The organism is Mesorhizobium amorphae (assembly GCF_014843845.1).
Lineage (GTDB): Bacteria > Pseudomonadota > Alphaproteobacteria > Rhizobiales > Rhizobiaceae > Mesorhizobium > Mesorhizobium amorphae_A.
In genome coordinates this window covers 169,810-190,490 of record NZ_JHQS01000053.1, presented here as the reverse complement: position 1 = coordinate 190,490, position 20,681 = coordinate 169,810, and the positions used below count along the sequence as shown (strand labels likewise).

General features: G+C 62.4%; 24 protein-coding genes. 22 read left to right on the top strand and 2 right to left on the bottom strand.

What is annotated here, in order from left to right:
• Positions 1–23: 23 nt before the first annotated feature.
• From rpsN to DH08_RS21420, 21 genes are all read left to right on the top strand, one after another.
• The gene (gene rpsN / locus DH08_RS21520; protein WP_006205454.1) at positions 24–329 is read left to right on the top strand and encodes a 30S ribosomal protein S14; all 306 of its coding nucleotides are present in this window, start codon (positions 24–26) and stop codon (positions 327–329) included.
• Positions 330–341: 12 nt separating this feature from the next.
• Positions 342–740 carry a 30S ribosomal protein S8 gene (gene rpsH / locus DH08_RS21515; RefSeq protein ID WP_006205453.1) on the top strand — a complete coding sequence of 133 codons (399 nt, stop codon included), beginning with the start codon at positions 342–344 and terminating at the stop codon, positions 738–740.
• 89 nt (positions 741–829) lie between these two features.
• The gene (gene rplF, locus DH08_RS21510) at positions 830–1,363 is read left to right on the top strand and encodes a 50S ribosomal protein L6 (RefSeq protein WP_006205452.1); all 534 of its coding nucleotides are present in this window, start codon (positions 830–832) and stop codon (positions 1,361–1,363) included.
• Between the two features lie 88 nt (positions 1,364–1,451).
• Positions 1,452–1,811 carry a 50S ribosomal protein L18 gene (gene rplR, locus DH08_RS21505; RefSeq protein ID WP_006205451.1) on the top strand — a complete coding sequence of 120 codons (360 nt, stop codon included), beginning with the start codon at positions 1,452–1,454 and terminating at the stop codon, positions 1,809–1,811.
• A gap of 76 nt (positions 1,812–1,887) precedes the next feature.
• Complete coding sequence (rpsE, locus tag DH08_RS21500) at positions 1,888–2,451, top strand: 30S ribosomal protein S5 (RefSeq protein WP_006205450.1); 564 nt, start codon at positions 1,888–1,890, stop codon at positions 2,449–2,451.
• A 25-nt stretch (positions 2,452–2,476) separates the two neighbouring features.
• Positions 2,477–2,674, top strand: coding sequence for a 50S ribosomal protein L30 (gene rpmD, locus DH08_RS21495; RefSeq protein ID WP_006205449.1), 198 nt, complete (start codon positions 2,477–2,479; stop codon positions 2,672–2,674).
• Between the two features lie 22 nt (positions 2,675–2,696).
• Positions 2,697–3,170 (top strand): 50S ribosomal protein L15, encoded by a 474-nt coding sequence (gene rplO / locus DH08_RS21490; protein ID WP_192181210.1) that lies wholly within the window; start codon positions 2,697–2,699, stop codon positions 3,168–3,170.
• 193 nt (positions 3,171–3,363) lie between these two features.
• The gene (gene secY, locus DH08_RS21485) at positions 3,364–4,704 is read left to right on the top strand and encodes a preprotein translocase subunit SecY (RefSeq protein ID WP_006205447.1); all 1,341 of its coding nucleotides are present in this window, start codon (positions 3,364–3,366) and stop codon (positions 4,702–4,704) included.
• Positions 4,701–5,300 carry an adenylate kinase gene (locus tag DH08_RS21480; protein ID WP_192181209.1) on the top strand — a complete coding sequence of 200 codons (600 nt, stop codon included), beginning with the start codon at positions 4,701–4,703 and terminating at the stop codon, positions 5,298–5,300. The genes secY and DH08_RS21480 overlap by 4 nt, the downstream gene beginning before the upstream one ends.
• A gap of 197 nt (positions 5,301–5,497) precedes the next feature.
• On the top strand, positions 5,498–5,866 hold the full coding sequence (gene rpsM / locus DH08_RS21475; RefSeq protein ID WP_006205445.1) for a 30S ribosomal protein S13: 369 nt from the start codon (positions 5,498–5,500) through the stop codon (positions 5,864–5,866).
• Positions 5,867–6,005: 139 nt separating this feature from the next.
• On the top strand, positions 6,006–6,395 hold the full coding sequence (gene rpsK / locus DH08_RS21470; protein WP_006205444.1) for a 30S ribosomal protein S11: 390 nt from the start codon (positions 6,006–6,008) through the stop codon (positions 6,393–6,395).
• 99 nt (positions 6,396–6,494) lie between these two features.
• Positions 6,495–7,505, top strand: coding sequence for a DNA-directed RNA polymerase subunit alpha (locus tag DH08_RS21465; RefSeq protein WP_006205443.1), 1,011 nt, complete (start codon positions 6,495–6,497; stop codon positions 7,503–7,505).
• Positions 7,506–7,544: 39 nt separating this feature from the next.
• Positions 7,545–7,976, top strand: a complete 432-nt coding sequence (rplQ, locus tag DH08_RS21460) for a 50S ribosomal protein L17 (RefSeq protein WP_192181208.1) — start codon at positions 7,545–7,547, stop codon at positions 7,974–7,976.
• A gap of 183 nt (positions 7,977–8,159) precedes the next feature.
• A complete protein-coding gene (locus DH08_RS21455) occupies positions 8,160–9,653 on the top strand; it encodes a DegQ family serine endoprotease (protein WP_192181207.1) in 1,494 nt (497 codons plus the stop codon).
• 43 nt (positions 9,654–9,696) lie between these two features.
• Positions 9,697–11,007, top strand: a complete 1,311-nt coding sequence (locus DH08_RS21450) for a replication-associated recombination protein A (RefSeq protein ID WP_192181206.1) — start codon at positions 9,697–9,699, stop codon at positions 11,005–11,007.
• Between the two features lie 214 nt (positions 11,008–11,221).
• A complete protein-coding gene (locus DH08_RS21445) occupies positions 11,222–12,052 on the top strand; it encodes an aspartyl/asparaginyl beta-hydroxylase domain-containing protein (protein WP_192181205.1) in 831 nt (276 codons plus the stop codon).
• A gap of 28 nt (positions 12,053–12,080) precedes the next feature.
• Positions 12,081–12,455, top strand: coding sequence for a fluoride efflux transporter CrcB (gene crcB, locus DH08_RS21440; RefSeq protein WP_192181204.1), 375 nt, complete (start codon positions 12,081–12,083; stop codon positions 12,453–12,455).
• Positions 12,456–12,597: 142 nt separating this feature from the next.
• A complete protein-coding gene (locus DH08_RS21435) occupies positions 12,598–13,578 on the top strand; it encodes an RluA family pseudouridine synthase (RefSeq protein ID WP_192181203.1) in 981 nt (326 codons plus the stop codon).
• A gap of 62 nt (positions 13,579–13,640) precedes the next feature.
• Entirely contained in the window at positions 13,641–14,498 is an 858-nt protein-coding gene (locus DH08_RS21430; RefSeq protein WP_246800952.1) for a DMT family transporter, read from the top strand.
• Between the two features lie 11 nt (positions 14,499–14,509).
• Positions 14,510–15,298 (top strand): ATP12 family chaperone protein, encoded by a 789-nt coding sequence (locus DH08_RS21425; protein ID WP_192181201.1) that lies wholly within the window; start codon positions 14,510–14,512, stop codon positions 15,296–15,298.
• A 188-nt stretch (positions 15,299–15,486) separates the two neighbouring features.
• A complete protein-coding gene (locus DH08_RS21420) occupies positions 15,487–17,376 on the top strand; it encodes an MFS transporter (protein WP_192181200.1) in 1,890 nt (629 codons plus the stop codon).
• A gap of 80 nt (positions 17,377–17,456) precedes the next feature.
• Here DH08_RS21420 and DH08_RS21415 read toward each other — a convergent pair whose 3' ends face one another.
• The gene (locus tag DH08_RS21415; RefSeq protein WP_246800949.1) at positions 17,457–17,720 is read right to left on the bottom strand and encodes a DUF2735 domain-containing protein; all 264 of its coding nucleotides are present in this window, start codon (positions 17,718–17,720) and stop codon (positions 17,457–17,459) included.
• A gap of 241 nt (positions 17,721–17,961) precedes the next feature.
• On the opposite strand from DH08_RS21415, the gene DH08_RS21410 reads away from it, so the two are divergent.
• Positions 17,962–19,002 carry a glutamine synthetase beta-grasp domain-containing protein gene (locus tag DH08_RS21410; RefSeq protein WP_006205432.1) on the top strand — a complete coding sequence of 347 codons (1,041 nt, stop codon included), beginning with the start codon at positions 17,962–17,964 and terminating at the stop codon, positions 19,000–19,002.
• A 264-nt stretch (positions 19,003–19,266) separates the two neighbouring features.
• Here the strand turns inward: DH08_RS21410 and glnA are convergent, their stop codons facing one another.
• Positions 19,267–20,676, bottom strand: coding sequence for a type I glutamate--ammonia ligase (glnA, locus tag DH08_RS21405; protein WP_192181199.1), 1,410 nt, complete (start codon positions 20,674–20,676; stop codon positions 19,267–19,269).
• Between the last annotated feature and the right edge of the window lie 5 nt (positions 20,677–20,681).

Genomic DNA, 20,681 nt, shown 5'->3' with positions numbered 1-20,681 from the left:
CAGCGAAAAAGGAAAAATCTGAAATGGCAAAGACCAGCTCAGTCGAGAAGAACAACAGGCGCCGGAAGCTTGCGGACCAGTATGCCGCCAAGCGCAAGGTCCTGAAGGACATCATCATGGATCAGTCCAAGCCGATGGAGGAGCGCTTCCGCGCCCAGCTGAAGCTTGCGGCGCTGCCGCGCAACTCGGCCAAGATCCGCATCCGCAACCGCTGCGAAGTCACCGGCCGTCCGCGCGCCTATTATCGCAAGCTCAAAGTATCGCGCATCGCGCTTCGTGATCTCGGCAATAACGGCCAGATCCCGGGCCTGGTCAAGTCGAGCTGGTAAGGAGGACATAACATGTCATTGAGCGATCCTCTCGGCGATATGCTGACCCGCATCCGCAACGCCTATGGCCGCAAGAAGTCGAGCGTTTCGACGCCGGCCTCGCGCCTGCGTACCCGCGTCCTCGACGTGCTGAAGGCGGAAGGCTATATCCGCGACTACAGCCAGACCGACTTCGACAACGGCAAGTCCGAAATCGAGATCGAGCTGAAGTATTTCGACGGCGCGCCGGTCGTGCGCGAAATCGCCCGCGTCTCGAAGCCTGGCCGCCGCGTCTACGTTTCGGCCAAGTCGATCCCGCACGTCGCCAACGGCCTCGGCATCGCCATCCTTTCGACACCGAAGGGCGTGATGGCCGACCACGAAGCGCGCGAGCAGAATGTCGGTGGCGAAATCCTCTGCCAGATCTTCTGATCTGGCACGAGATATCGAAAGCGGTATCCGGTCTTCGGGAGCGCTCGGAAACTGATACCTGAACCAAGAGAAGTGACGAGGACAACAAAATGTCTCGTATTGGAAAGAAACCCGTTTCGCTGCCGCAGGGCGTGACCGCGTCCGTCAACGGCCAGACCGTGACGGCGAAGGGCCCCAAGGGCGAGCTGAAGTTCGTGGTGAACGACGAAGTGCTGGTCAAGATGGAAGGCACCGAGATCGCCGTCCAGCCGCGCGACCAGACCAAGACCGCCCGCGCCAAGTGGGGCATGTCGCGCACGCAGATCGTCAACATCCTGCAGGGCGTCAAGGACGGCTTCGAGAAGAAGCTCGAGATCACCGGCGTCGGCTACCGCGCCGCCATGCAGGGCAAGAACCTGCAGCTGGCACTTGGCTTCAGCCATGACGTCGTCTACGAGACGCCGCAGGGCATCACGATCACCGTGCCGAAGCCGACGGAAATCACCGTGACCGGCATCGACAAGCAGATGGTCGGCCAGGTTGCCGCGGAGATCCGCGAGTATCGCGGTCCCGAGCCCTACAAGGGCAAGGGCGTGCGCTACGCCGGGGAGAAAATCGTCCGCAAGGAAGGCAAGAAGAAGTAAGTGTAACGCCGCGGGGAGCGGTCGCGGGAGGCGCTTTCGCCTACCGCACATGGCGGCCCCCGTTTTTTGAAGGCAAGGAAGAACCACCATGGGTACCAAGGAATCCACGCAGCGCCGTGCGCAGCGCGTCCGCCGCCAGATCAAGAAGGTCGCCGGCGAGCGTCCGCGGCTCTCGGTCCACCGCACGTCGAAGAACATCTACGTCCAGGTGATCGACGACGCGAAGGGCCACACCATCGCCGCCGCCTCGACCTTGGAGAAGGATCTCAAGGGTTCGCTCAAGACCGGCGCCGACACCGCGGCTGCCGCCGCGATCGGCAAGCTGATCGCCGAGCGTGCTTCGAAGGCCGGCGTCAAGGAAGTCGTCTTCGACCGTGGCCCGTACATCTATCACGGCCGCGTCAAGGCGCTGGCCGAGGCTGCCCGCGAAGGTGGGCTCAGCTTCTAATTTCGCCCCCGGTGACCCAAAGAGGCACCGGATATCATCATCAACCGTGCTTCCGGAAAAAAACAAGGAACAGGATATGGCACAGGAACGTAGGGATGGCGGCCGCGGCCGTGATCGCGAAGAGCGCGACGATGGCATGGTGGACAAGCTCGTCCACATCAATCGCGTCGCCAAGGTCGTCAAGGGCGGCCGTCGCTTCGGTTTTGCAGCACTCGTCGTCGTCGGCGACCAGAAGGGCCGCGTCGGCTTCGGCCACGGCAAGGCGCGCGAAGTGCCGGAGGCGATCCGCAAGGCGACCGAATCGGCCAAGCGCGACATGATCTTCGTGCCGCTGCGCTCGGGCCGTACGCTGCACCACGACGTCGAGGGACGCTGGGGCGCCGGACGCGTGCTGCTGCGCGCTGCCAAGCAGGGTACCGGCATCATCGCCGGCGGCCCGATGCGCGCCGTCTTCGAGACGCTCGGCATGCATGACGTGGTCGCCAAGTCGATGGGTTCGTCGAACCCGTACAACATGGTTCGCGCCACCTTCGACGCGCTGAAGAGCCAGATGCATCCGAAGGATGTGGCTGCCGCGCGCGGCATCAAGTATTCGACCCTTCAGGCTCGCCGCGGCACCGCCGTCGCGACCGAAGAATAGTCGACGCTGACCAGGGATTTTGACCATGGCCAAGAAAGCAACCAAGACCATCACCGTCGAGCAGATCGGTTCGCCGATCCGCCGGCCGAAGGAGCAGCGCGCGACGCTGGTCGGCCTCGGCCTCAACAAGATGCACAAGCAGCGCACGCTGGAAGATACGCCCTCCGTGCGCGGCATGATCGCTGCCGTCCAGCATCTCGTCCGCGTCGTGGACGAGGGCTGAGCAAGAGCGCAGGAGAAGCAAGATGAAACTCAACGATCTGCGTGACAAGGACGGCGCGACGCATTCCAAGAAGCGTCTCGGCCGCGGCATCGGTTCCGGCTCGGGCAAGACCGCCGGTCGCGGCGTCAAGGGCCAGAAGGCGCGCTCCGGCGTTGCCGTCAACGGCTTCGAGGGTGGCCAGATGCCACTCTATCGGCGCCTGCCGAAGCGTGGCTTCAACAACATCTTCGCCAAGAGCTTCACCGTCGTCTCGCTGGCCCGCATCCAGGCCGCGATCGACGCCAAGAAGCTCGATGCGAAGGCGACCGTGACGGCCCAGGCCCTCGTCGCCGCCGGTGTCATCCGCCGCGTCAAGGACGGCGTGCGCGTGCTGTCCGACGGCGATCTGAAGGCGAAGCTCGCCTTCGACGTCGCCGGCGCCTCCAAGGCCGCGATCGAGAAGATCGAGAAGGCCGGCGGTTCGGTGAAGATGCCGGAAAAGGCAGCCGCCGAGTAACGGCGATTTGAAGCGCGATCGGCAAGAGCCGGACTTCGGTTTTGCCCCGAAACGCGCTTTGATCCGATCAATAAGGCGGCCGCGTCAACGCGGCCGCTTGCATGTTCAAGGTCCGGAGCTTATCTCGTGAGCTTCGGTGACACGCACCGCCTGAGCGGCAGGCCATCGAGCGTGACCAAGCGGAGAATCAGGCATGGCTTCGGCTGCAGAACAACTAGCCTCGAATCTGAATTTTTCGGCCTTCGCCAAGGCGGAGGACCTGAAGAAACGCATCTGGTTCACCATCGGCGCGCTGCTTGTCTACCGCCTCGGCACCTACATCCCGCTTCCCGGCATCAATCCCGACGCTTTCGCCCAGGCCTTCACCTCGCAGAGCAAGGGCGTGCTTGGCATGTTCAACATGTTCGCCGGCGGCGCCGTGCAGCGCATGGCGATCTTTGCGCTGGGCATCATGCCCTACATCTCCGCCTCCATCATCATGCAGCTGATGACCTCGGTCATCCCGTCGCTGGAGGCGCTGAAGAAGGAAGGCGAGCAGGGCCGCAAGATCATCAACCAGTACACGCGCTACGGCACAGTGCTGCTGGCGCTGGTGCAGGCCTATGGCATTTCGGTCGGCCTGGAAGGCGGCAACGGCATCGTCAACGATCCCGGCATGTTCTTCCGCATCTCGACCGTCGTCACGCTGGTCGGCGGCACCATGTTCCTGATGTGGCTCGGCGAACAAATCACCGCGCGCGGCATCGGCAACGGCATTTCGCTGATCATCTTCTCCGGCATCGTCGCCGGCCTGCCGCACGCCATTTCCGGCACGCTGGAACTTGGCCGCACCGGCGCGCTGTCGACCGGCCTCATCCTGGCGATCATCGTGCTGGCGATCGTCGTCATTGCGCTCATCGTGTTTTTCGAGCGGGCCCAGCGCCGCCTGCTGATCCAGTATCCGAAGCGCCAGGTCGGCAACCGGATGTTCCAGGGCGACACTTCGCATTTGCCGTTGAAGCTCAACACGTCGGGCGTCATCCCGCCGATCTTCGCCTCCTCGCTGCTGCTGCTGCCGGCAACGATCGCTGGCTTCTCGCAGACCACCAACATGCCTGCCTGGGCAAGCACCATCCTGGCGGCGCTCGGCCATGGCCAGCCGCTCTATATGGCGTTCTATGCGGCGATGATCGCGTTCTTCGCCTTCTTCTACACGGCGATCGTCTTCAACCCGAAGGACACCGCCGACCAGCTCAAGAAGCATTCGGGCTTCATTCCGGGCTACCGTCCGGGCGAGCGCACCGCCGATTACATCGACTATGTTCTCACGCGCATCACCGTCGTCGGTGCCATCTACCTGGTGCTGGTGTGTCTGCTGCCCGAATTCCTGATTTCAGCGACTGGCGTACCATTCTACCTTGGTGGCACATCGCTTCTGATCGTGGTCAGTGTCACGCTCGATACGGTGGCGCAGATTCAGGGCCACCTGATCGCGCATCAATATGAAGGCCTGATCAAGAAGTCGAAGCTGCGCGGGGGGAAGAAGGCCAGATGAGGTTGATATTGCTTGGGCCGCCAGGAGCGGGCAAGGGGACGCAAGCACAGAGACTGGTGGAAAAACATGGCATACCCCAGCTATCGACGGGGGACATGCTGCGCGCCGCCGTTCAGGCCGGCACGGAAGTCGGCAAGCGCGCCAAGGCGGTGATGGACGCCGGAGAGCTGGTCTCCGACGCCATCGTCAATGCCATCGTGGCCGAGCGTATCGATCAGGCCGATTGCGCGAAGGGCTTCATCCTCGACGGTTACCCGCGCACCCTGGTGCAGGCGGATGCGGTTGAATCGATGCTTGCGGACCGCGGCCTCCATCTCGACGCGGTCATCGAACTTGTCGTCGACGACAAGGCATTGGTCGGCCGAATCGTCAGACGCGCCGAAGAGGCCAAGGCGGCCGGACAGCCGGTGCGCAAGGACGACAATCCGACGGTGTTCGAGGAGCGCCTGAAGGAATACTACAAGAAGACCTCGCCGCTGATCGGCTACTATTATGCCAAGGGCAGGCTGAAGAGCGTCGACGGCATGGCCGACATCGATACGGTGACGAGAGAGATCGAAGCGGTGCTCAGATCGGTCACGCAGGCGGCGGCATAGAGAAAGTAGACGATTGCGCTTGACTGGAGCGGTCCGCTGGGTTATGGCGGCCCGTCTTCCTATCAGGCATGAGCTTTGCTTGTCCGCAAGGGCAAGGCAGCCGCTTTGAACTGGAAACTCCCGCATGGGCCGGCCTCCACCGGACGCGGGGCAACTGAAGCGCCGGTTCGTCCGGCCCATATGGAGAAGAGAAGAAGATGGCTCGTATAGCCGGCGTCAACATTCCGACCAACAAGCGCGTCGTCATCGCGCTTCAGTACATTCACGGCATTGGCAAGAAGTTCGCCCAGGAGATCGTCGACAAGGTCGGCATCCCGGCCGAGCGCCGCGTCAACCAGCTGACCGACGCGGAAGTGCTGCAGATCCGCGAGACGATCGACCGCGACTACCAGGTCGAGGGCGACCTGCGCCGCGAAGTCTCGATGAACATCAAGCGGCTCATGGACCTCGGCTGCTACCGCGGCCTGCGTCACCGCCGCTCGCTGCCGGTTCGCGGCCAGCGCACGCATACCAATGCGCGCACCCGCAAGGGCCCGGCCAAGTCGATCGCCGGCAAGAAGAAGTAATTTGGAGTGAGCAGTCGGCGGTGAGTAGTGAGAGCAGCGTCAACGCCTGCATCTCGTCACTACTCACCAATTCATTGCTCACTTTCTAGGTGGAGCCGCTGGCATTACGGCGGTGTAGAGATCAACTGAAAGGACCATCATGGCCAAGGAAGCCGCTCGTGTTCGCCGTCGCGAACGCAAGAACATCTCGTCGGGCGTTGCCCACGTCAATTCGACCTTCAACAACACGATGATCACCATCACCGACGCGCAGGGCAATTCGATCGCCTGGTCGTCGGCGGGTGCCCAGGGCTTCAAGGGTTCGCGCAAGTCGACCCCGTTCGCTGCCCAGATGGCTGCCGAGGACGTCGCCAAGAAGGCCCAGGAACACGGCATGCGCATGCTCGAGGTCGAGGTCTGCGGACCCGGCTCCGGTCGTGAATCGGCGTTGCGCGCCCTGCAGGCGGCCGGCTTCACCATCACCTCGATCCGCGATGTGACGCCGATCCCGCACAATGGCTGCCGCCCGCGCAAGAAGCGCCGCGTCTAAGATTACCGAACGCCGCGCGAACGCCAAAAGCGTTCCTCCGCGGCATTCCAGGTCGCCCGCCACGATTGGATGGTGGCGGGGCAACGGAAGGAAAGCATCATGATCCAGAAAAATTGGCAGGAACTGATCAAGCCGAACAAGATCGAGTTCTCGTCGAAGAAGAAGACGCTGACCACGCTGGTCGCCGAACCGCTGGAGCGCGGCTTTGGCCTGACGCTCGGCAACGCCCTGCGCCGCGTGCTTTTGTCTTCGCTGCGCGGTGCGGCTGTGACCGCCGTGCAGATCGACGGCGTTCTGCATGAATTCTCGTCCATCGCCGGCGTGCGTGAAGACGTGACCGATATCGTCTTGAACATCAAGGAAATCGCTATCCGCATGGAAGGCGATGGCCCCAAGCGCATGGTCGTGCGCAAGCAGGGCCCGGGCGCGGTTCTGGCCGGCGATATCCAGACGGTTGGCGACGTCGAGATCCTTAATCCCGACCACGTCATCTGCACGCTGGACGAAGGCGCTGAAATCCGCATGGAATTCACCGTCGACACCGGCAAGGGCTATGTGCCGGCAGAGCGCAATCGTGCCGAGGACGCGCCGATCGGCCTGATCCCGGTCGACAGCCTCTATTCGCCGGTCAAGAAGGTGTCCTACAAGGTCGAGAACACCCGCGAGGGCCAGGTCCTCGACTATGACAAGCTGACCATGACGATCGAGACCGACGGTTCGATCTCGGGCGAGGACGCGGTGGCTTTCGCTGCACGCATCCTGCAGGACCAGCTTGGCCTGTTCGTCAATTTCGACGAGCCGCAGAAGGAAGTCGCGGCCGAGGCCGTCACCGAGCTCGCCTTCAACCCGGCGCTGCTCAAGAAGGTCGACGAGCTCGAGCTTTCGGTGCGTTCGGCCAACTGCCTGAAGAACGACAACATCGTCTATATCGGCGACCTGATCCAGAAGACCGAAGCCGAGATGCTGCGCACCCCGAACTTCGGCCGCAAGTCGCTGAACGAGATCAAGGAAGTCTTGGCGGCGATGGGCCTGCACCTCGGCATGGAAGTGCCGGACTGGCCGCCGGAAAACATCGAAGACCTCGCCAAGCGTTACGAAGATCAATACTGAGGCTGAGGCCTCGTGAACCCGGAATGAAGGAGAAGAGCCATGCGCCACGGATTTAAAGGCCGCCGGTTCGCCCGCAGCGTCAGCCATCGCAAGTCGATGTTTGCCAACCTCGCCGTGTCGCTGCTCGAGCACGAGCAGATCGTCACCACCCTGCCGAAGGCGAAGGATTTGCGTCCGATCGTCGAGAAGCTGGTGACGCTCGGCAAGCGCGGTGACCTGCATGCGCGCCGCCAGGTGATTGCCCAGATCGGCAATGAAGGCGTCGTCAAGCGTCTGTTCGACACCATCGCGCCGCGCTACGCCACCCGCAACGGCGGCTATCTGCGCATCATGAAGGCGGGCTTCCGCCACGGCGACAATGCCGCAATGGCGGTCATCGAGTTCGTCGATCGCGACACCTCGGCCAAGGGCGCCGGCGACCGCGCCCGCATCGAAGCCGAAGGCACCGACGAGGAAGCCGCAGCCGCATAAGGCTCGGTATCCTGAGAACGTTCAAAGGGGCCCGCGGGCCCCTTTTTGCATTCAGAAGCCAGCGGTTGTTCGGCTGCGCGGCCCAAGCCCAGGCTTTTGCGCGACAATAATCAGATTTCAGTGCATTAGCCTTTCATTTTGCACATTCGTCGGGACAATGGCGCCCGATTTGGAGGATTCGGAATGCGCGTGAAACGGCTGTCCCTTGTTCTTATCTGCGCCCTCATGGCGCTGGCCTTCGTGCCGGCTGCCAGGCAGGCGCTGGCCGAAGACGCCCCCAAGACCGCCGACCCCGGCCTGTCCGACGTGCTGACCGATCTGCTGCATGGCGTCGAGGGCGAGAACGCGACCTCCGGCCCAGACAAGCGTGTGCCGTTCGGCCGCGAGGAAGTGCAGCTTTCCTTCGCGCCGCTGGTCAAGCAGACGGCGCCGGCCGTGGTCAATGTCTATGCCTCGCAGACGGCCAAGGTGACGTCGCCTTTCGACGGCGACCCGTTCTTCGAGGAGTTCTTCGGGCGGGCGCAGCCTCGCGCGCAGTCCTCGCTGGGCTCCGGTGTGCTGGTCGATCCAAGTGGTGTCATCGTCACCAATTTCCACGTCATCAAGGGCGCCGACGAGGTCAAGGTGGCGACCGCGGACGGACGCGAATTCACCAGCAAGGTCATGCTCAAGGACGAGACGCTCGATCTCGCCGTGCTCAAGATTTCTTCCGACAAGCCGTTTCCGGTAATTGCCATCGGCGATTCCGACGCGCTCGAGGTGGGCGACCTGTTGCTGGCCATCGGCAATCCGTTCGGCGTCGGCCAGACCACCACCAGCGGCATCGTTTCGGCACTTGCCCGCAGCCATATCGGCGTGTCGGATTCGGGCTACTTCATCCAGACCGATGCCGCCATCAACCCCGGCAATTCCGGCGGCGCGCTGATCAACATGGGCGGCCAACTGGTCGGCATCAACACGGCGATCTACAGCCGCAGCGGTGGTTCGATCGGCATCGGCTTTGCCATCCCTTCGAACATGGTGCGCGCCTTCGCCGACGCAGCCAAGGCCGGGCTCGACTTCTTCGAGCGGCCCTATATCGGCGCCGAGTTCGAGGCGGTGACGCCGCAGATCGCTGAATCGCTCGCCATGGAGAAGCCGACCGGTGCGCTGGTCTCGTCGGTCGATACAGCCGGACCTGCCGGCAAGGCGGGCCTCAAACCCGGCGATGTCGTGCTGTCGCTCAACGGCACGACTGTCGAAAGCATCGAGGCGCTGGACTACCGGATGGCGACGCTGTCGATCGGCACCAAGGCCAGCTTCGCCGTGCTGAGCAAGGGCCAGCAGGCGACGATGGACATCGCGCTGGAGCGGGCGCCGGAGGGCGCCAAGGCCTCCGAGGTGATACTGCACGGCCGCAGTCCTTTTTCCGGCGCCAAGGTCGCTGAGCTGTCGCCCCGGCTTGCCCAGCGGCTTGGCCTGCGCTCGGACGTCAAAGGCATCGCCGTGGTCGATATCAATCGCGATTCGCCCGCCGCCGATTTCGGCTTCCAGCCGGGCGACATCGTGCGTGAAGTGAATGGCACTTCCATCGATACGGCAGCGACGCTGGCACAGATAGCCCAGCAGGATACGCGCTGGTGGCGCTTTACCGTCGAGCGCGGCGGGCAGATACTGCGCCAGGTGTTGCGTTACTGAGCCGGTCTTTCCGAAGAGATATGGCTCCAACCAAAAGACCAGCATGGCCGATCTGTTCAGCGTCGATGAACCAGAAAGGGCGCCGCCCGGCCGGCCGCTGGCCGACCGGCTGCGGCCGAGAAACCTGGGCGAGGTCGTCGGCCAGGAGCATCTGACCGGACCGGACGGCGCACTGACCAGGCTGATCGGCTCCGGCTCGCTCGGCTCGATGATTTTCTGGGGTCCGCCAGGCACCGGCAAGACCACGGTCGCGCGATTGCTCGCCGGCGAAACCAGTCTCGCCTTCGAGCAGATATCGGCGGTGTTCTCCGGTGTCGCCGACCTGAAGAAGGTGTTCGAGGCGGCGAAGCTGCGCCGCGCCAATGGCCGCCAAACGCTGCTGTTCGTCGACGAGATCCACCGCTTCAACCGCGCCCAGCAGGATTCTTTCCTTCCGGTGATGGAAGACGGCACGGTGGTGCTGGTCGGCGCCACCACCGAGAACCCGTCCTTCGAGTTGAATGCGGCGCTGCTTTCCCGTGCACGCGTGCTGGTGTTCCATTCGCTGGGCGAGGAGAGCATCGCGAAACTCCTGGCGCGGGCGGAGGCGACCGAGGGAAGGGCGCTGCCGCTCGACGACGAGGCGAGGGCGATGCTGATCCGCATGAGCGACGGCGACGGTCGTGCTTCGCTGACGCTGGCGGAGGAAGTCTGGCGGGCAGCCAAGGCCGGCGAGGTGTTCACTCCGGAGGGCCTGCAGCGCATCGTCCAGCGCCGCGCGCCGATCTACGACAAGGGCCAGGACGGCCACTACAATCTGATCTCGGCGCTGCACAAATCGGTGCGGGGGTCCGACCCGGATGCGGCGCTCTACTACCTCGCCCGCATGTTCGATGCCGGCGAGGATCCGCTCTATCTCGGGCGCCGGCTGGTGCGCATGGCGATGGAGGATATCGGGCTGGCCGACCCGCAGGCGCTGGTCGTCGCCAACGCCGCCAAGGATGCCTACGACTACCTGGGCTCGCCCGAGGGCGAACTCGCTTTCGCCGAGGCCACGGTCTATCTGGCCACTGCACCGAAATCGAATGCCGTCTACACCGCGTTCAAGGCGGCGACGCAGGCGGCGAAGGAATACGGATCGCTGCTGCCGCCGAAACACATCCTCAACGCGCCGACCAAATTGATGAAGGAAGAGGATTACGGCGCCGGCTATCGCTACGACCATGACGAGCCCGACGCCTTTTCAGGCCAGGATTACTTTCCGGAAAAGATGGGCCGGCGAACCTTCTACGACCCGCCCGAGCGCGGCTTCGAGCGCGATATCCGCAAGCGGCTGGAGTATTGGGCGAAGCTGCGCAGCGAGCGGGAAAGGTAGGCTTGGCGCGCGCGGCCGTCCATTGATCTGAAGTGGAGCGGCAAACTCCAAATATTTTTGTTGGCAATGGCCGTCGGCCAAGCGGACGAAATGCGATGGCATTGTGCCGGGGAACAAAAGACCTTATCAAGGCGCACGACCTCGGGGGTGGTCGCTGTCAAGATGCTTGGCGATAATCACTCGGAACAGGAATCGCGCCTGGCGCGAGCAAGAAATGACAAAATCCCTTCGCAAATCCCTCCGCCAGCTGGTCATAGCGGTGCCGCTGCTTGCAATCGGTTTCTACTTCATTCCGATCCTGACCACGATCTGGATCGTCTGCGGCCTGATCGACGTGCTGCGCAACGCCAACAAGAACCTGTCGCTGTTTCGCGGCTATTTCCTCGGCAACGGAATCTTCACCTGGCTGCTGTCGCCCTTCAATCTGCTGGTCGACCTGCTTTGCTACAGGAACCCGGGCGTCTGGAAGCTGGAGCAGTTTCCGCCGGACTATCAGCGCGAGGTCAACGAGGTTCTCGACGTCTTCAAGGCGCGCAAGGATGAGATCATCGCCGATATCGACGCCAATTTCGGCACCGGCCGCCGGGGCATGTATGTCTACCAGTGGTACGGCAAGCACAAGATCGATAACGTTGCCGAATTCAACAAGGATTTCAAATACATCAAGACGATCGCCGTATCGGTTTTCAAGGGGAAGGAATCGACCTCCTGGCATTTCGGGCCGCTGCGCCTCAGCCTGCGCATCCTCTACAATCTTCTCCCGGTGAAGGCCGAGGTTTTCGTCGAGTGCAACAACGCCAAGAACTATTGGCACGACAATCCGCTGTACATTTTCGACGACACGTTGCTGCACCGTTCGGTCAACGAATATGACGGGCGCCGCTACTGCGTGTTCATGGACATTATCCGTCCGTCGCCGTTTCCGCGCCTGATTTCGGCGCTGCTTGCCATCGTCTCGGTCAGTGTCGAGCGGATCAATTCCATGTTCTACAAGAACTGGAAGATGATCGGCTCCAGCAAGCCGAAGAAGGTCGGCGCGAACTGAAATAGCGATCAAGGACGGTAGACCGGCGATGATTGATCTCCTCCTCGTTGCCGTGGGCGGCGCCATTGGGTCCGGTATCCGCCATTTGGTGAATTTCGCTGCATTGCGCTTTGCCGGCCCGAATTTTCCCTGGGGCACGATGGCGATCAACGTCGTCGGCTCGTTTGGCATGGGCGTGTTCATTGCCATCATGGCGCGGCGCGGCGGATCAAACGAGCTTCGGCTTTTCATTGCCACCGGCATTCTGGGCGGCTTCACCACGTTTTCGGCTTTTTCGCTCGATTTCGCGACGCTGTGGGGGCGGGGCGAGGCGCTGCCGGCGTTCGGATACGCGTTTGTCAGCGTCATTGGCGCGATCTTTGCCCTGTTTCTGGGTCTTTGGCTCGCAAGAACCGTTTCATAGTGCTATTGCCGCGGCCTACAGCGCCCGCGCATCCTGTTGGACGCGCAAAGGACTGTAAAAACCTTGATCTTGCGCATGATCCTTTCCGAAAAAACCGGAATCGATTTTCGGGGTCATGCGCGAGAAACACGGATAGGCGAAAATGGCAGGCGTAGAGCAGATCACGGTGGAGGCCGGCGAGGCGGGCATGCGGCTCGATCGCTGGTTCAAGACCCATTTCCCGGGTCTCGGTTTCGGCCATCTGCAGAAGCTGCTGCGCTCCGGCCAGATCCGCGTCGATGGCGGCCGGGTGAAGGCCGACACCCGTGTCGAGCCGGGCCAGATGGTCCGCGTGCCGCCGCTCGAAGTCGACAAGAAGGGCGAGAGCCCGCTCACCGGCCACTCGATCCGCAACCAGGGCGACGCCGACGTGCTCGCCAAGATGCTGATCCACGAGGATCCAAAGGTCTTCGTCTTCAACAAGCCGGCGGGTCTGGCCGTTCAGGGCGGCTCGGGTGTCACCCGCAATGTCGACGACATGCTGGAAGCCTGGCGCAACCAGAAGGGCGAGAAGCCGCGCCTGGTGCACCGGCTCGACCGCGACACGTCAGGCGTGCTGGTTGTTGCCCGCACCAGGCTCGCGGCGATGAAGCTCTCCGAGGCGTTCCGGGCGCGCGAGACCAAGAAGACATACTGGGCCCTGGTCAAGGGCGTCCCGCCGAAGGGCGAGGACAAGATCTCGACATGGCTGATCAAGGAGCCGACGCCGGACGGCGACCGGGTGCGCGTGGCCGCGCATGGTGAAAAGGGCGCCGATCACGCCGTGTCCTATTATCGCGTCATCGAGCAGGCGGCACAGACCATGACCTGGCTGGAAATGGAGCCTTATACGGGCCGTACCCACCAGCTTCGCGTTCATGCCGCCCATATCGGCTGTCCGATCATCGGCGACCCCAAATATTTCGAGGCCGATACCAATTGGGACTTTCCGGGCGGCATTCAAAACCGCCTCCATCTGCATGCGCGCCGCATCGTCATCCCGCACCCGGACAAGGGCGTCATCGATGTGACCGCGCCGATGCCGCCGCATATGCGCCAGAGCTGGAACCTGATCGGCTTCGACGACGCCAGCGCGGAGGACTGAGATTGGCCGTTGTGCCCGCATTGGATCGTCGCGACGCGGTCGACCTGGCGGCGGCGGCCATCATGGTCGGGCTGACGTTTTCCTGGGGGCTCAACTACGTCGCCGCCAAGATCTCCTATGCCGGCTACGATCCGGTTTTCCTGTCGATCGCACGCTCGATCATCGGCGGCCTCTGCGTATTTGGCTGGTGCCGCTGGCGCGGTATTGCGCTGTTTACGCCAGACAAAACCCTTGTCTCAGGGGCCTTGGTGGGCGCTCTGTTTGGCGTCGAGTTCCTGTGCCTCTATGTCGGGCTCGAACACACCACCGTTGCCCGCAACACGCTTCTGGTCAACACCATGCCGTTCTGGGTGCTGGTCGGCGGGCACTTCCTGCTCGACGAGCGCGTCACGGGGCGCAAGCTTGTCGGCCTTGTGCTGGCGTTTGGCGGACTGGCCGCTGTGTTCTCCGACAAGATGAGTGCCGCCGGTGGCTCGACATTGACAGGTGATCTGCTCAGCCTCGCCGCCGGCATCCTCTGGGCTATGACCAGCATCGTTATCAAGCGCTCGAAACTGGCCGAGACCAGCGCCGAGAAGTTGCTGCTCTATCAATTGGCCGGTGCCGTCGTGGTCGGTGTCCTGGTCCTGCCTTTCGCCGGACCCTCGATCCGCGACTTTGCCGCCTTGCCGACATTGGCGCTGCTGTTCCAGGCTGTCTACGTCGTCGCCTTCACCTATGTGCTGTGGTTCTGGCTGCTCAGGCGCTACCCGGCATCCGGCCTGTCGAGCTTCACCTTCCTGTCGCCGGTGTTCGGCGTGCTGTGCGGCGCGGTGATCTTGAGCGAGCCGCTGACCGTGCGTATCTTTCTGGCACTCGGCCTGATCGCGGCCGGACTGATCCTCGTCAACAGGCCGGTGCGCAAGCAAATCCCCGGATAGAAAGTTCTGGCATGCGCGATATCCTCAACGACCTCGAAGCGGGAAAGCAGCTGTCCGATCCGGATCCGGTGCGCCGCGCCCAGATCCAGATGAAGACGCCGCTGCCGAAGCGCTTCTACAAGGACGTTTCGGTCGTGCCGGCCGATGAGGCATTTGCCGTTCATCTCGACGGCAAACCGGTGCGCACGCCCGGCAAGGCGCTGCTGGTGCTGCCGACCGAGCAGGCGGCGGCGCTGGTCGCCGGCGAGTTCGACGCGCAGGGCGAGACCATCGCCCCGGTTTCGATGCCGGTGATGCGTCTCGTCAACACGGCCATCGACGGCGTCGCCAGCGACCCGCAGGCGGTGCTGGAGGATATTCTGCGCTTTGCCTCGTCCGATCTGCTCTGCTACCGTGCCGACGCGCCGCAAGGGCTGGTCGATCGCCAGAACGAGCTCTGGGATCCGGTCATCGACTGGGCGCGCACCGCGCTTGGCGCTCGCTTCAACCTTGCCGAAGGCATCATCCATGTCGAGCAGCCGCGCGAAACCATTGCGGTGCTGGGCGTCCACCTTGCCCAGCGCAAAGAACCGCTGCGGCTGGCGGCCATCCATGTCATGACGTCGCTGACGGGCTCGGCGCTGCTGGCGCTGGCGGTCGATTTCGGCGAGCTCGACGGCGAGGCTGCCTGGGCTGCCGGTCATGTCGATGAAGACTGGCAGGTCGAGCATTGGGGGCAGGATGCCGAAGCTGTCGCGCGCCGGTCGGCCCGCAAGCGTGACATGATGGCGGCGGTCGGTCTTCTCGATGCGCTGAAATAGTTGTCTTCCCGATTCTTTCGCACTGCACCTAATACGAAAGTCATAATTCCAAGGTCGGTCTGCCTCCGGCCGCTGCTTTCTGTCATTTTTTGCGCCGATGGCTGCACTGAGTCCGCGTTTTCGAGGAGAACGCCGACCAATCACCCGCAGCATCGAAGACAGACCGGATCTCACGGGAGGACATATCAATGGCAATGGCATCGACCGTCGGCGAAACCAGCCGCGGCATGACGCGAGAGGAAAAGAAGGTCATCTTCGCTTCCTCGCTCGGCACCGTTTTCGAATGGTACGATTTCTATCTCTACGGCTCGCTGGCAGTGTTCATTGGTTCGACTTTCTTCAGTCCAACCATTCCGGAAGCGACGCGCAATATCTTCGCGCTGCTTGCTTTCGCCGCCGGTTTCCTGGTGCGCCCTTTCGGCGCGCTGCTCTTCGGCCGCATCGGTGACCTTGTCGGCCGCAAATATACTTTCCTTGTCACCATGACGATCATGGGTCTGTCGACCTTCCTGGTCGGCTTGCTGCCTGGATATGCGACTTTGGGCATCGCGGCTCCCGTGATCCTGATCATCCTGCGTATGCTGCAGGGCCTGGCGCTGGGCGGCGAGTATGGCGGTGCGGCTACCTATGTCGCCGAGCACGCGCCAGACAACCGGCGCGGCTACTATACATCGTGGATCCAGACGACAGCCACGCTCGGCCTGTTCCTGTCGTTGGTCGTGATCCTGATCGTGCAGGCTTCGTTGAGCAAGGAAAACTATGCTGCCTGGGGCTGGCGTATTCCATTCATCGTCTCCTTCGTGCTGCTCGGCATCTCGATCTGGATCCGGCTTTCATTGTCTGAATCGCCGACCTTCCGGCGCATGAAGGACGAGGGCAAGGGCTCGAAGGCGCCGCTGACGGAAGCCTTCGGTCAATGGAAGAATGCCAAGATCGCGCTGCTGGCGCTGCTCGGCCTCACCGCCGGCCAGGCCGTGGTCTGGTACAACGGCCAGTTCTACGCGCTGTTCTTCCTGACCAACGTGCTTAAGGTCGATGCGCAGTCGGTCAATATCATGATCGCCATCGCGCTGGCGGTGGGTTCGATCTTCTTCGTCGTGTTCGGATGGCTGTCCGACAAGATCGGCCGCAAGCCGATCATCATGGCGGGTCTCGCTTTGGCCATCGTCTGCACCTTCCCGCTGTTCAAGGCGCTGACCTGGGCGGCCAACCCGGCGCTCGCCACCGCGCAGCAGAACACGCGTGCAACCGTGACCGCCGCACCGGGCGACTGCAGGTTCCAGTTCAATCCGGTCGGCACGGCGAAGTTCACGACATCCTGCGATATCGCCACGTCGTTCCTGACCAAGAACTCGGTTCCTTATGACGTTGTGGCGACGGCAGCACCCGGAACCGCCGCGTCGGTCAAGATCGGCAACGAGACGGTGGAGTCCTACGACGCGATCGCCGCCGGCGATCAGGCCAAGGCCAAGGAAACCGCCTTCATCAAGGCCGTCAACATGTCGCTGCAGGACGGCGGCTATCCGCTGAAGCGTGCTGCCGCCAAGGTAACGGACCAGAAGCTTGATGCCTTTGTCGCTGCCAACCCTGAGCTGAAGCTCGATGCCGCCGCAATCCGCGCCGGCGAGAAGGCGACGGTTGCGACCGAGCAGGCGATCAAGGACAAGCTCCTGACCGCCGACGAGGCAGCGGGCGCTCCCGAGGTCACCGTCTACACCATACCGGGCGGCGGCGCCTTCGCCATGTTCGCCGATCCGGCGGCGGTGAACTGGCCGATGACGATCGGCATCCTGTTCATCCTCGTCGTCTTCGTCACCATGGTCTATGGGCCGATCGCGGCGATCCTGGTCGAGATGTTCCCGACCCGCATCCGCTACACCGGCATGTCGCTGCCCTATCACATCGGCAATGGCTGGTTCGGCGGGTTGCTGCCGGCAACGGTGTTCGCGCTCAGTGCCTACAAGGGCGATATCTACTACGGCCTCTGGTATCCGGTGGTGATCGCGGCGATGTCGCTGATCATCGGCATGATCTTCGTCAGGGATACGCTCGGCACCAACCTGCACGACAAGCAGTAGGGCCGATCAGTCGCCTGTAAGAAAGCCCGGCGTGAGCGATCACGCCGGGCTTTTTCATGCGAAAGCGTTTGCAGGAAAGATCAGCTCTTGCGCTGCTGGTTCTCTTCCTCGATCGCAGCCTCATGGTACCAGCCGTCAAAATCGGCATGCGTGTTGCGCAGCGAGGCAAGCTCTGCCGCGAACTTGGCCTTTGCGCCTAAATTTGAGGCAGGCATGCGCGCTGCCATTGGGAACATCAGGATTTTTGCCGATGGGCGTGCAGAGACGATTTCCATTGCCGGCCCCCTTCTTCCTTTAGGAACTTGCCGATTCACCTTTTCCTCAAGATAGGTTCTGCGAGTCATTTAAGCAATATGCCTACGAAAAGATCAGTATTTGCCTAATATGTATGCACGATATGCTTTTGATCGATCTGGACGCATTGCTGAGGCGGCTCTGTAAATTCAACGCAATGCCCCGACCATTTTGCCGCACCCGCGGGAGCGCGAATGGCACACGATTTGCATTTTAACGGTCCGGCAGGCCGGCTCGATCCGGCCATGCATCGACACCGTGTGCGGCGGTCAAGCAACGAGAGGCTCTAGAATGACCAAATACAAGCTCGAGTATATCTGGCTCGATGGATACACCCCGGTCCCCAATCTTCGCGGCAAGACCCAGATCAAGGACTATGCCGAGTTCCCGACGCTCGAGCAGCTGCCGCTGTGGGGCTTCGATGGTTCCTCGACCCAGCAGGCCGAAGGCCACAGCTCCGACTGCGTGCTGAAGCCGGTCGCCGTGTTCCCGGATCCGGCCCGCACCAATGGCGTGCTGGTGATGTGCGAAGTCATGATGCCCGATGGCGTGACGCCGCACAGCTCCAACAAGCGCGCCACCATCCTCGACGACGAGGGCGCCTGGTTCGGCTTCGAGCAGGAATATTTCTTCTACAAGGACGGTCGTCCTCTCGGCTTTCCGGAGAGCGGCTATCCGGCGCCGCAGGGCCCTTATTACACCGGCGTCGGCTATTCGAATGTCGGCTCGGTCGCGCGCCAGATCGTCGAGGAGCATCTCGACCAGTGTCTCGCCGCCGGCATCAACCATGAAGGCATCAACGCCGAAGTGGCCAAGGGCCAGTGGGAATTCCAGATCTTCGGCAAGGGCTCCAAGAAGGCCGCCGACCAGATGTGGATGGCGCGCTATTTGATGCAGCGCCTGACCGAAAAATACGGCATCGACATCGAGTATCACTGCAAGCCGCTCGGCGACACCGACTGGAACGGCTCGGGCATGCATGCCAACTTCTCGACCGCCTACATGCGCGAAGTCGGCGGCAAGGCCTATTTCGAAGCGCTGATGGCGGCTTTCGACAAGAACCTGATGGATCACATCGCCGTCTACGGCCCGGACAACGACAAGCGTCTGACCGGCAAGCACGAGACTGCGCCGTGGAACAAGTTCAGCTACGGCATCGCCGACCGCGGCGCTTCGATCCGCGTGCCGCACTCGTTCATCAACAACGGCTACAAGGGCTATCTGGAAGACCGTCGCCCCAACTCGCAGGGCGACCCCTACCAGATCGCTTCGCAGATCCTGAAGACGATCGCCTCGGTTCCAGCCAGCGGCGAGGTTTCGGCTGCGGCTTGATATCTTGTGGCGCTGCCTAGGCGCTGCGTCTGCAAACTTGGCAACAGAGCCTCGGCGGCAACGCCGGGGCTTTTCTGTATGCCTTCCGGTTGAGGCGGCGGTTGCCAATCAGGCCAACGCTGACGGCGAGCGTGCGCATTTCCTATTAAAGGCCAGCCTCCAAAACCAGACCGGACAGCAGTGGTCTAACCAAGTCGCCTTGCAACGAAAAAGCCCTTGGAAGGGGATACCTTCCAAGGGCTGAACTGCAGTTCGGTCAGTGGTTTAGACCGAATAGTACATGTCGTATTCGACTGGATGCGGGGTCATTTCGAAGCGCATCACCTCGGCCATCTTCAGCTCGATGTAGCTGTCGATCTGGTCGTCGTCGAAGACGCCGCCGGCTTTCAGGAAGCCGCGGTCCTTGTCGAGGCTCTGCAGGGCTTCGCGCAGCGAGCCGCAGACGGTCGGGATCTTCTTCAGTTCCTTCGGCGGCAGGTCGTAGAGATCCTTGTCCATCGGCTGTCCCGGATGGATCTTGTTCTTGATGCCGTCGAGGCCGGCCATCAGCATGGCGGCGAAGGCGAGGTAGGGGTTCGCGCCCGGATCGGGGAAGCGGACCTCGACGCGCTTGGCCTTCGGCGACGAGCCGAACGGAATGCGGCAGGACGCCGAACGATTGCGTGCCGAGTAGGCGAGCAGCACCGGCGCTTCATAGCCCGGCACCAGGCGCTTGTAGGAATTGGTCAGCGGGTTGGTGAAGGCGTTGATCGCCTTGGCGTGCTTGATGATGCCGCCGATGTAGAACAGGCAGCTCTCCGACAGGCCGGCATATTCGTTGCCGGCGAAGGTCGGCTTGCCGCCCTTCCAGATCGACTGGTGGACGTGCATGCCTGAGCCATTGTCGCCGAAGATCGGCTTCGGCATGAAGGTGGCCGTCTTGCCGTAGGCATTGGCGACCTGGTGCACGACATACTTGTAGATCAGCATCTTGTCGGCGTTGCGGACCAGCGTGTCGAACTTGATGCCGAGCTCGTGCTGGGCGGCGGCGACCTCGTGGTGATGCTTTTCGACGCGTACGCCCATTTCGGCGAGCACGGTCAGCATTTCCGAGCGCATGTCCTGCGCGGAATCGATCGGCGGCACAGGGAAATAGCCGCCCTTGATGCGCGGACGGTGGCCGAGGTTGCCGGTCTCGTAATCGGTGTCGTCATTGGACGGAAGTTCGGTCGAATCCAGCCGGAAGCCGGTGTTATAAGGGTCGGCCTTGTACTTGACGTCGTCGAAGACGAAGAACTCGGCTTCCGGGCCGACGAAGATCTGATCGCCGATGCCTTCCGACTTCATGTAGGCTTCGGCCTTCTTGGCGGTGCCGCGCGGGTCGCGGTTGTAGGATTCGCCGGAGACCGGATCGAGGATGTCGCACAGGATGACCATGGTCGATTGGGCGAAGAACGGGTCCATATGCACCGTGTCGGGGTCGGGCATCAGCACCATGTCGGACTCGTTGATCGCCTTCCAGCCGGCGATCGAGGAGCCGTCGAACATGACGCCATCGGCGAACATGTCTTCCTCGACCTCGACGACATCCATCGTCACGTGCTGCAGCTTGCCCTTCGGATCGGTGAAGCGCAGGTCAACGAATTTCACGTCGTTGTCCTTGATCTGCTTCATGATGTCTTTGGCTGTCGTCATGTCAT

Coding starts and splice junctions, on each gene's coding strand:
- rpsK (WP_006205444.1), top strand. CDS start 6,006: ATGGCCAAGGAAGCCGCTCGTGTTCGCCGTCGCGAACGCAAGAACATC.
- DH08_RS21450 (WP_192181206.1), top strand. CDS start 9,697: ATGGCCGATCTGTTCAGCGTCGATGAACCAGAAAGGGCGCCGCCCGGC.
- DH08_RS21415 (WP_246800949.1), bottom strand. CDS start 17,720: ATGACTCGCAGAACCTATCTTGAGGAAAAGGTGAATCGGCAAGTTCCT.
- rplQ (WP_192181208.1), top strand. CDS start 7,545: ATGCGCCACGGATTTAAAGGCCGCCGGTTCGCCCGCAGCGTCAGCCAT.
- DH08_RS21465 (WP_006205443.1), top strand. CDS start 6,495: ATGATCCAGAAAAATTGGCAGGAACTGATCAAGCCGAACAAGATCGAG.
- rpsM (WP_006205445.1), top strand. CDS start 5,498: ATGGCTCGTATAGCCGGCGTCAACATTCCGACCAACAAGCGCGTCGTC.
- rplO (WP_192181210.1), top strand. CDS start 2,697: ATGAAACTCAACGATCTGCGTGACAAGGACGGCGCGACGCATTCCAAG.
- crcB (WP_192181204.1), top strand. CDS start 12,081: ATGATTGATCTCCTCCTCGTTGCCGTGGGCGGCGCCATTGGGTCCGGT.
- rpsN (WP_006205454.1), top strand. CDS start 24: ATGGCAAAGACCAGCTCAGTCGAGAAGAACAACAGGCGCCGGAAGCTT.
- rpsE (WP_006205450.1), top strand. CDS start 1,888: ATGGCACAGGAACGTAGGGATGGCGGCCGCGGCCGTGATCGCGAAGAG.
- rplR (WP_006205451.1), top strand. CDS start 1,452: ATGGGTACCAAGGAATCCACGCAGCGCCGTGCGCAGCGCGTCCGCCGC.
- DH08_RS21410 (WP_006205432.1), top strand. CDS start 17,962: ATGACCAAATACAAGCTCGAGTATATCTGGCTCGATGGATACACCCCG.
- DH08_RS21455 (WP_192181207.1), top strand. CDS start 8,160: ATGCGCGTGAAACGGCTGTCCCTTGTTCTTATCTGCGCCCTCATGGCG.
- DH08_RS21430 (WP_246800952.1), top strand. CDS start 13,641: ATGGTCGGGCTGACGTTTTCCTGGGGGCTCAACTACGTCGCCGCCAAG.
- DH08_RS21435 (WP_192181203.1), top strand. CDS start 12,598: ATGGCAGGCGTAGAGCAGATCACGGTGGAGGCCGGCGAGGCGGGCATG.
- DH08_RS21425 (WP_192181201.1), top strand. CDS start 14,510: ATGCGCGATATCCTCAACGACCTCGAAGCGGGAAAGCAGCTGTCCGAT.
- rpsH (WP_006205453.1), top strand. CDS start 342: ATGTCATTGAGCGATCCTCTCGGCGATATGCTGACCCGCATCCGCAAC.
- DH08_RS21480 (WP_192181209.1), top strand. CDS start 4,701: ATGAGGTTGATATTGCTTGGGCCGCCAGGAGCGGGCAAGGGGACGCAA.
- DH08_RS21445 (WP_192181205.1), top strand. CDS start 11,222: ATGACAAAATCCCTTCGCAAATCCCTCCGCCAGCTGGTCATAGCGGTG.
- secY (WP_006205447.1), top strand. CDS start 3,364: ATGGCTTCGGCTGCAGAACAACTAGCCTCGAATCTGAATTTTTCGGCC.
- DH08_RS21420 (WP_192181200.1), top strand. CDS start 15,487: ATGGCAATGGCATCGACCGTCGGCGAAACCAGCCGCGGCATGACGCGA.
- rplF (WP_006205452.1), top strand. CDS start 830: ATGTCTCGTATTGGAAAGAAACCCGTTTCGCTGCCGCAGGGCGTGACC.
- rpmD (WP_006205449.1), top strand. CDS start 2,477: ATGGCCAAGAAAGCAACCAAGACCATCACCGTCGAGCAGATCGGTTCG.
- glnA (WP_192181199.1), bottom strand. CDS start 20,676: ATGACGACAGCCAAAGACATCATGAAGCAGATCAAGGACAACGACGTG.